The organism is Streptomyces sp. NPDC059668 (assembly GCF_042734135.1).
In the GTDB taxonomy this organism is placed as follows: domain Bacteria; phylum Actinomycetota; class Actinomycetes; order Streptomycetales; family Streptomycetaceae; genus Streptomyces.
The window spans coordinates 56,097-65,417 of sequence record NZ_JBHWEL010000030.1 but is presented as its reverse complement, the minus strand read 5'-3'; the positions used below and the strand labels follow the sequence as shown (position 1 = coordinate 65,417).

The window sequence follows — 9,321 nt, the reverse complement described above, 5'->3', positions numbered from 1 at the left end:
CCCCGCCGCCCCCCCACCCCCCGCGGCGCCCGGGGCCCCCCCCCCGCCGGGGCGGGGCCGCCCCCCACGTCTGTACCGGCCTTCCGCGTCACTCGCGTCCCGACGGCGCGCGGCGCGGTCATGGTGACGCGTGGGCGCCCGGGAGGTGGCCGGAGGTCCGGCCCCCTGCGGACTACTCCCCGAGCACGACGACCTCTGCCTCGTCGAACGCCACCGCGACCTGGTCGCCGGGCGCGGGCGCCTCCCGCAGCGCGCACGCCGCCTCCAGCGGCGGCGCGCCCTCCGGCTGGAGACGGACGGCGACATGGGTGCCCCGGAAGGTGCGTGCGGCCACGGTGCAGGGCAGCCCTTCCCCGGCGGCGACCAGCCGTACGCCCGCGGGCCGCACCAGCAGCGCGCCGGGACCCTGCGGGGTGCCCTCCGGAACCGGGAGCTTCCCCCAGGGCGTGTCCGCCACCCGGCCGGTCACCGTCGCGCCGACGACGTTGTCGAAGCCGAGGAAGCGTGCCACGAACTCGTCCGCCGGGTGCTGCCAGACCTCAAGTGGCGTACCGGACTGGGCGATCCGTCCGTCGCGCATCACCACGACCCGGTCGGCCAGCGCGAACGCCTCGCCCTGGTCGTGCGTGACCGCGAGCACGGTCGTACCCAACTGCCCGAAGAGTTGCCGGAGTTCGACGACCAGCCGTTCGCGCAGCGAGCGGTCGAGCTGGCCGAGCGGTTCGTCGAGCATCAGCAGCCGGGGGCGCGGGGCGAGGGCACGGGCCAGCGCGACCCGCTGCTGCTCGCCTCCGGACAGGGCCGCGACGGCCCGGGAGGCGGCGCCGGGCAGCCCGACCAGGTCCAGCAACTCCCCTACACGCAGCGCCTGTTGTTTCTTCGACGCCCCGTGCATCCGGAGCCCGAAGGCGACGTTGCCGCCCACGTCGCGCTGCGGGAAGAGCTGGTGGTCCTGGAACATCAGCCCGACGCCGCGGCGGTGCGCGGGCACCCCCGCCTGGTCGTGGCCGGCCAGCAGCACACGGCCCGCGTCGAGGGGCTGGAGTCCGGCCACCGCCCGCAGCAGCGTGGACTTGCCACTGCCGCTCGGCCCGAGCACGCACACGATCTCGTGCTCGGCGACCGCCAGTTCGACGGCGTCCAGCACCGGCCGGCCGCCGAAGCGCACGGTCGCCGCCTCGACGGAGAGCAGGACGTCCGGCGCCCGCACCCCCCGGCTCGCGGTCGCACCGGCATCCGGCGCCCTGCCGGTCGTGACGGTCGTGACGGTGACGGGCTTCGCCATCAGAACTCCCCTGTCCGGTCGGTCCGTATGCGCTCCAACAGCAGCAGCGCCACCGCGCACACCACCATCAAGATCGTCGAAAGGGCCATCGCCTGCCCGTAGTTGAGGTCCCCGGCGCGCCCGAGCAGCCGCGCCACCGCGACCGGCAGCGTCGGGTTGTCGGGGCGCGCGATGAAGACCGTCGCCCCGAACTCACCCAGTGACACGGCGAAGGCGAACCCCGCCGCGATGAGCAGCGCCCGCCGCACCATCGGCAGGTCGACCTCGCGCCACACCCGCCACGGCGACGCCCCGAGCACCGACGCCGCTTCCCGCAGCCGTCCGTCCACGGCCCGCAGCACGGGCAGCATCGTCCGTACGACGAAGGGGACGCCCACCAGCGCCTGCGCGAGCGGCACCAGGATCCAGCTGCTCCTGAGGTCGAGCGGTGGCTCGTCCAGCGCGATCAGGAATCCGAAGCCGACGGTCACGGCGGACACACCGAGCGGCAGCATCAGCAGCGCGTCGAACCCCCGTACGAGGCGACCGGTGTGGCCGGTGAGAGCGGCGGCCGCCAGACCTCCGACGACCACGGCGATCGCGGTGGCGGCGAGCGCGTACTCCAGCGAGTTGCCGATCGCCTCGATCGGGGCCACCAGGAAGATGCCGCCGTCGTCGGAGGCCAGCGCCCTGTAGTAGCCGAATCCGAAGCCGCCGGGGGTGTCCAGGGAGCGCTGGACCAGCACGCCGAGCGGCAGCACGAGCAGGACCGCGATGCTCGCGAGCACTCCCGTGAGCAGCGCCCACTGCCCGGCCCCGCGCGGCCGGCGGGCCGTCGTCTCCGGGGCCACCAGACGCAGGGCGGTCTCGCGGCGGCGTACGGTCCCGGCGTGGACGGCGAGGATCGCGCCCACGGCCACGAACTGGATGATCGTCAGCACCGCCGCCGTGGCGAGGTCGAAGATCTCCGAGGTCTGCCGGTAGATCTCGACCTCGAGGGTGGAGAAGGTGGGGCCGCCGAGGATCTGGACCACCCCGAACGAGGTGAAGGTGAAGAGGAAGACCATGAGCGCCGCGGCGGCCACGGCCGGACCCAGGGCCGGGAGCGTCACCGTGCGCCAGGCCGCGAACCGGGAGGCGCCGAGCATGCGCGCGGCCTCCTCCTGGCGCGGGTCGAGCTGGGACCAGAGCCCGCCGACCGTGCGGACGACCACCGCGTAGTTGAAGAAGACGTGCGCGAGCAGGATCGCCCAGACGGTGGTGTCGAGCCGAACTCCCCACAGGCCGTCCAGGAGTCCGCCGCGGCCGATCAGCGCCAGGAACGCCGTACCGACGACTACGGTGGGCAGCACGAACGGGACGGTCACCACCGCGCGCAGCACCTGCTTGCCCCGGAAGTCGAAGCGCGCGAGGACATACGCGCCGGGCAGCGCGATCAGCAGCGTCAGCGCTGTCGAGGCGAGCGCCTGCCAGGTGGTGAACCACAGCACGTGCCGGATGTCGGACCGGCCGAGCACCTCGGCGATCCGCCCGAGCCGCCAGGTCCCGTCGATCCTGAGGCCGCGGGTCACGATCGCCGCGACGGGATAGGCGAAGAAGACGCCGAAGAACACGACCGGCGGGGCCATGAGCCACAGCCGCGTCGCGCTCCGGCGCCTCCTGGGCGCCGCCTCGGCTACTTCAGTACGAGCGAGGTCCACGACTTGACCCACTGGTCACGGTTCTTGGCGATCTCGGCCGGGGCCAGGGTCTCGGGGTGCTCGGCCTGCGGGCCGAACTTCACGAACGCCTCGGGCACCTTGGCGGTCTCACGGACCGGGTACACGAACATGTTCAGCGGCATGTCCTGCTGGAACCTGAGGCTGATCAGGAAGTCGAGGAGCGCCTTGCCGCCCTTCGTGTTCCTCGCGTTGCTCAGCAGTCCCGCGTACTCGACCTGACGGAAGCAGGTGCCGCTCGCGACACCGGTCGGCGCGGTCTTCGGCTTCGGGTCGGCGTAGATCACCTCGGCGGGCGGGGAGGAGGCGTAGGAGACCACCAGCGGCCGGTCGGCCTTGGCCTTCCTGCCGCCCGCGGACCCCGAGAACTCGTCGTTGTAGGCCTGCTCCCAGCCGTCGACCACCTTCACGCCGTTGGCCTTGAGCTTCTTCCAGTAGCCCTGCCACCCGCTGTCCCCGTACTTCGCGGCGGTCCCGAGCAGGAAACCGAGGCCGGGCGAGGACGTGGACGCGTTCTCGGTGACGAGCAGGTTCTTGTACGCGGGCTTGACCAGGTCGTCGAAGGAGGTGGGCGGGGCCAGCTCGTGCTCGCTGAAGTAGGCCTTGTCGTAGTTGACGCAGATGTCGCCGGAGTCGATGGGCGTGACCCGGTGCTTCTCCTGGTCGACCCGGTAGCGCTGGGCGATCTGGTCGGAGCCCTTGGGCTCGTACGGCTGGAACAGGCCGTTGTCGAGCGCGCGGGAGAGCAGGGTGTTGTCGACGCCGAAGAAGACGTCGCCTTGCGGGTTGTCCTTGGTCAGGACGGCCTTGTTGACGGCCTGGCCGGCGTCGCCGTCCTTGAGGATCCTGACCTTGTAGCCGGACTCCTGCTCGAAGGCGTGCAGCACGCTCTTGGAGTAGGCGAAGGAGTCGTGGCTGACGAGGGTCACGGTCCCGGAGTCGGCGGCCTCGCCGCCGGAGCCGGACGAGCCGCACGCGGACAGCGTGACGAGGCCCACCGCGACGACCACGGCCGCGGTCGTCCTCCTCTTGCTCTTGGTGCTCACTGAATTCCTCCTGGGCTGACCAGGAAGAGACGCGGCCCTGCCCGGGAACTCGGCGGTTCCCGGGCAGGGCGCAACAGCTTGAGTGATGCCCGAACTTCCTACCCAGAATGACCTGGGCGAGGTTCAGAGGGTCTGCGGCCCACCGGTTGGTCCGGCTGCCGCACTCTCAGCGCTGTGGCGCTCCCCTGTCGGAATATGAAGATGTCGGAATATGAAAATGTAGGTGCCGGGTCAGACTACCGCTCGGTCGCCGCGAGCTGGCCGCACGCCCCGTCGATCTCCTGGCCCCGGGTGTCCCGGACGGTGACCGGTACGCCGTGGGCCGCGATGGCCTCGACGAACGCCTTCTCGTCCTCGGGCCGCGAGGCGGTCCACTTCGAGCCGGGGGTCGGGTTCAGCGGGATGAGGTTGACGTGCACGGGCTTGCCCTTGAGCAGCCGCCCGAGCCGGTCACCGCGCCACGCCTGGTCGTTGATGTCCCGGATGAGGGCGTACTCGATGGAGAGCCTGCGCCCCGACTTGGCCGCGTACTCCCAGCCCGCGTCGAGCACCTCCCGCACCTTCCACCGCGTGTTGACGGGGACGAGGGTGTCGCGCAGCTCGTCGTCCGGCGCGTGCAGGGAGATGGCGAGACGGCACTTGAAGCCCTCGTCAGAGAACCGGTGGATGGCCGGCACCAGTCCGACCGTCGACACGGTGATGCCGCGCTGGGAGAGTCCGACGCCGTCCGGCTCGGGGTCGGTGAGCGCGCGGATGGCGCCCACGACCCGCTTGTAGTTGGCGAGCGGCTCGCCCATCCCCATGAAGACGATGTTGCTCAGCCGCGCCGGGCCTCCGGGGATCTCCCCGTCCCGCAGCGCGCGCATGCCGTCCACGATCTGGTGCACGATCTCGCCGGTCGACAGGTTCCGGTCGAGTCCGGCCTGGCCGGTGGCGCAGAACGGGCAGTTCATCCCGCAGCCCGCCTGGGAGCTGATGCACATGGTCACCCGGTCCGGGTAGCGCATCAGCACGGACTCGACGAGCGTGCCGTCGAAGAGCCGCCACAGGGTCTTGCGGGTGGTGTCCTGGTCGGTCGACAGATGCCGCACGACGGTCATCAGCTCGGGAAGCAGCGCTTCCTGGAGCTTCCCGCGCGCGGCGGCCGGGATGTCCGTCCATTCCGCGGGGTCGTGCGCGAACCGGGCGAAGTAGTGCTGCGAGAGCTGCTTGGCGCGAAACGGCTTCTCCCCGATCGCGGCAACGGCCTCTTTACGCTCGGCGGGCGTGAGGTCGGCAAGGTGCCGCGGCGGCTTCTTGGCTGCGCGGGGGGCGACGAATGTGAGTTCTCCGGGCTTCGGCATAACCCTTCCAGTGTCGCAGATCAACACGACCGGCCCGGGCCGGAACGGGGTGGGGGTGGTCACCCGCGGGCGGTCGCCGTCGGATTCGGTCGGCCTCGGTCGATCTCGGTCGTCCTCACGTACGAAGAGGGGCCCGGCGCCCTGTGGACGACGGACCCCTCACTCGTGGAACGCGGGTCAGCTGGACCCTACGAAGAGCACCAACAGGAGCCAGACCACGGGGGCCGTCGGCAGCAGGGAGTCAAGGCGGTCCATGATGCCGCCGTGGCCCGGCAGCAGTGTGCCCATGTCCTTGATGCCGAGGTCCCGCTTGATCATGGATTCGCCGAGGTCGCCGAGGGTGGCGGTGGCCGCGACCGCGAGGCCGATGATGAGGCCCTGCCACCAGGTGCCGTCCTCGATCAGGAACTGCAGACACAGCGCGCCCCCGACCATCGCGAAGGCGACCGCTCCGACCAGGCCCTCACGGGTCTTGCCGGGGCTGATGCGGGGCGCGAGCTTGTGCTTGCCGAAGCGCCAGCCGATCGCGTACGCGCCGGTGTCGCTGACGACCGTCAGGAGCAGGAACGTCAGGACGCGGCGCGGGCCGTCGTCCGCGGTCAGCATCATCGCCACGAAGGTCGCCAGGAACGGCACGTAGAAGGCCGCGAAGACCCCCGCCGTGACGTCCTTGAGGTATCCCTCGGGCGGTTCCGTCATCCGCCAGACCAGCACCGCCAGCGCGGTGAGTGCCATCGCCACCCACGCGCCCTCGGCACCCCGCACGTAGCCGGCGACGACCATGGCCGCACCGCCCACCGCCAGGGGCACGAGCGGCGCCTTGATGCCCTTGCGTTCCTCCAGCCGCGAGGTGAGCTCCCACAGCCCCACCACCACGGCGACGGCGACCACGCCGACGAAGACGGCCTTGACGACGAACAACGACGCGACGATCACCGCACCGAGCCCGACACCCACCCCTATCGCAGCACCCAGGTCGCGGCCTGCACTCTTCTTCGGTGCGGGGGCGGGCGATGGGGTGGCGCTGGGCATGGGCTCCTGCGGCTTCTGCGGCGGGTGCCCGTAGGACCCCGCCGACTGTGTGTCGTCGCGGACCGGGGGGCCGCTCAGCCGAGCGGCCCCCCGGTCGTCATCCTGGTCTCCGCTGTGCGCGGGTCCGTCGGGCACGATGGGCATGGGGCGAGTGTGCTGCGCGTCATGCGCATCGTACGCGGGACCCGCCGGGCCTGCCCCCTGGGCAGACCCCTGGTCGGAGGGCCCCCAGTACCCGGCTTGCGGCGGAGCCCCCCAGGAAGAGTCGTTCATCAGACCTCGAGCAGCTCCGCTTCCTTGTGCTTCAGGAGCTCGTCCACCTGGGCGACGTACTTCGCGGTGGTGTCGTCGAGCTCCTTCTCCGCACGGCGGCCCTCGTCCTCGCCGACCTCGCCATCCTTGATCAGCTTGTCGATGGTCTCCTTCGCCTTGCGGCGCACGGAGCGGATCGAGATCTTGGCGTCCTCGCCCTTGGTCTTGGCGACCTTGATGAACTCCTTGCGGCGCTCCTGGGTCAGCTCGGGGAACACCACGCGGATGATGCTGCCGTCATTGCTCGGGTTGACACCCAGGTCGGAGTCGCGGATCGCCTGTTCGATGTTGCGCAGCGCGCTCTTGTCGAACGGGGTGACGACGGCCATGCGCGGTTCGGGGACCGCGAACGAGGCCAGCTGGTTGATCGGCGTCAGCGCGCCGTAGTAGTCGGCCACGATCTTGTTGAACATCGCCGGGTGCGCACGGCCGGTGCGGATCGCGGCGAAGTCCTCCTTGGCGACCACGACGGCCTTCTCCATCTTCTCCTCGGCCTCGAGGAGGGTCTCTTCGATCACCACTTGCTCCTGCGTGTCTTGAGTAGGCCCGGCAGCTGTTCCTCGTCGGGGTGGCAGCCGGCTGCGTCGCGTCTTGTTCCTGCACGGTTCCGGACCGGCAGGACATTGTCCATCCCCCGGTCAGGGTCCGTCCCGGGTCAGGCCCGGCCGCTTGGGTCACCCACGAGTGTGCCGATCTTCTCACCCTTGACGGCGCGCGCGATATTGCCCTCCGCCAGGAGCTCGAAGACCAGGATCGGCAGCGTGTTGTCACGGCACAGCGTGATCGCGGTCATGTCGGCGACCTTGAGGTCGCGGGTGATGACCTCGCCGTAGCTGAGCGAGTCGAACTTGACGGCCTCGGGGTTGGTCTTGGGGTCGGAGTCGTAGACCCCGTCCACACCGTTCTTGCCCATCAGCAGGGCCTCGGCGTCGATCTCCAGGGCACGCTGGGCGGCCGTGGTGTCGGTGGAGAAGTACGGCATGCCCATACCGGCGCCGAAGATGACCACACGGCCCTTCTCCAGGTGCCGTACGGCGCGCAGCGGGATGTACGGCTCGGCGACCTGTCCCATGGTGATGGCGGTCTGGACACGGCTGTCGATGCCCTCCTTCTCCAGGAAGTCCTGGAGGGCGAGGCAGTTCATCACCGTGCCGAGCATGCCCATGTAGTCGGAGCGGGCGCGGTCCATGCCGCGCTGCTGGAGTTCGGCGCCGCGGAAGAAGTTGCCGCCGCCGATGACGACGGCGATCTGGGCACCCCCGCGCACGACGGCCGCGATCTCGCGGGCGATCTTGTGCACCACGTCGGGATCGACGCCCAGTCCGCCGCCACCGGCGAACGCCTCACCGGAAAGCTTCAGCATGAAGCGTCCGGCGCCTTTGCCGTCGTCGGTCTTCTCGCCCTTGTCGGCCTGGGTGCTGGTCATGGAGATCTCCTCATGGTGCACATACGAAGAAGGCCATTGCCGGTGGGGTGTTGGCTCCCATGCTCGGCAATGGCCTCCTCGTCAGATCTGCTGTCGTCCGGCACGCACGCGCGCGTGCCGACGTACGCGGACGACTGCTGTCGACCCTATAGGGGTCGCGCGTCGCTCGCTGTACGGACTCAGATGCCGACCTTGATGCGCGCGAAGCGCTTCAGGGCGACACCGGCCTCGTCCAGGACCTGCTGGACGGACTTCTTCTGGTCCAGCGCGTAGGGCTGGCCCAGCAGGGTGGCCTCCTTGAAGAAGGCGTTGACGCGACCCTCGACGATCTTCGGGAGGGCGGCCTCGGGCTTGCCCTCGGCGCGGGTCGTCTCCTCGGCGACGCGGCGCTCGGACTCGACGACCTCGGCCGGGACGTCCTCACGGGAGAGGTACTTCGGCGCGAAGGCGGCGATGTGCTGAGCGACACCCTTGGCGAGGGCGGCGTCGGCCTTGTCCAGCTCGACCAGGACACCGATCTGCGGGGGCAGGTCGGGCATGGTGCGGTGCATGTACGCGGTCACGTAGGCGCCGGAGAACTGGGCGAAGCGGTCCAGGACGATCTTCTCGCCCAGGTTGGCGTTGGCCTCGTCGACGAACGCCTGAACCGTCTTGCCGGGCTCGATCTCGGAGCCCAGGAGGGACTGGAGGTCGGCCGGGGAGGTCTTGGTGACGTGGTCGGCGATCTGGGCGGCGACGGCCTGGAACTTCTCGCCCTTGGCGACGAAGTCCGTCTCGCACTTCAGCTCGACCAGGACACCGGAGGTGTTGTCGTCGGCGATGACGGAGACCACGGCGCCGTTCTCGGCGGAGCGGCCCTCGCGCTTGGCGACGCCCTTCTGGCCCTTGATGCGCAGTTCCTCGACGGCCCTGTCGACGTTGCCGTCGGCCTCGTCCAGCGCCTTCTTGCAGTCCATCATGCCTGCGCCGGTGAGCTCACGGAGCTTCTTGACGTCGGCGGCGGTGTAGTTCGCCATGATTCCTGGAATCTCTCTCGAAGTCTGAAGATCTACGGGCCGGACGGCGGGGGGGTGTGTGGCCCCCCCCGGCCGGTACCCCAAGGGGGTGGGGGCAGGCCAGCGCGGCGGCCCCGGCGGGGGGCGCGGCGGCCGCCGCGACGGGCACGGGCACGGCGACCGGG

8 protein-coding genes and 1 riboswitch are annotated in these 9,321 nt (G+C 70.5%); all 8 genes read right to left on the bottom strand.

Translation table 11 applies throughout. The annotated features are described in order from the left end of the window. Window positions 1-172: 172 nt before the first annotated feature. The 8 genes from ACFV2J_RS22305 to tsf all read right to left on the bottom strand — a co-directional run bounded on the left by ACFV2J_RS22305 (window position 173) and on the right by tsf (window position 9,157). Entirely contained in the window at window positions 173-1,285 is a 1,113-nt protein-coding gene (locus ACFV2J_RS22305; RefSeq protein WP_385092518.1) for an ABC transporter ATP-binding protein, read from the bottom strand. Beyond that, a complete protein-coding gene (locus ACFV2J_RS22300; RefSeq protein ID WP_385440193.1) occupies window positions 1,285-2,964 on the bottom strand; it encodes an ABC transporter permease in 1,680 nt (559 codons plus the stop codon). Before ACFV2J_RS22300 ends, ACFV2J_RS22305 begins: the two co-directional genes overlap by 1 nt. Continuing rightward, the gene (locus ACFV2J_RS22295) at window positions 2,940-4,028 is read right to left on the bottom strand and encodes a thiamine ABC transporter substrate binding subunit (protein WP_385092515.1); all 1,089 of its coding nucleotides are present in this window, start codon (window positions 4,026-4,028) and stop codon (window positions 2,940-2,942) included. Before ACFV2J_RS22295 ends, ACFV2J_RS22300 begins: the two co-directional genes overlap by 25 nt. Before the next feature lie 77 nt (window positions 4,029-4,105). Further along, window positions 4,106-4,225: riboswitch (TPP riboswitch) on the bottom strand. Between the two features lie 39 nt (window positions 4,226-4,264). Further along, window positions 4,265-5,371, bottom strand: a complete 1,107-nt coding sequence (gene rlmN, locus ACFV2J_RS22290) for a 23S rRNA (adenine(2503)-C(2))-methyltransferase RlmN (protein WP_385092513.1) — start codon at window positions 5,369-5,371, stop codon at window positions 4,265-4,267. A gap of 177 nt (window positions 5,372-5,548) precedes the next feature. Then, on the bottom strand, window positions 5,549-6,676 hold the full coding sequence (locus ACFV2J_RS22285) for a phosphatidate cytidylyltransferase (RefSeq protein WP_385092510.1): 1,128 nt from the start codon (window positions 6,674-6,676) through the stop codon (window positions 5,549-5,551). After that, window positions 6,676-7,233: a ribosome recycling factor gene (gene frr / locus ACFV2J_RS22280; protein ID WP_153288324.1), complete on the bottom strand. Its 558-nt coding sequence runs from the start codon at window positions 7,231-7,233 to the stop codon at window positions 6,676-6,678. The genes ACFV2J_RS22285 and frr overlap by 1 nt, the downstream gene beginning before the upstream one ends. 137 nt (window positions 7,234-7,370) lie before the next feature. After that, complete coding sequence (gene pyrH, locus ACFV2J_RS22275; protein WP_385092507.1) at window positions 7,371-8,141, bottom strand: UMP kinase; 771 nt, start codon at window positions 8,139-8,141, stop codon at window positions 7,371-7,373. A 179-nt stretch (window positions 8,142-8,320) separates the two neighbouring features. Then, entirely contained in the window at window positions 8,321-9,157 is an 837-nt protein-coding gene (gene tsf / locus ACFV2J_RS22270) for a translation elongation factor Ts (protein ID WP_385092504.1), read from the bottom strand. Window positions 9,158-9,321 lie beyond the last annotated feature (164 nt).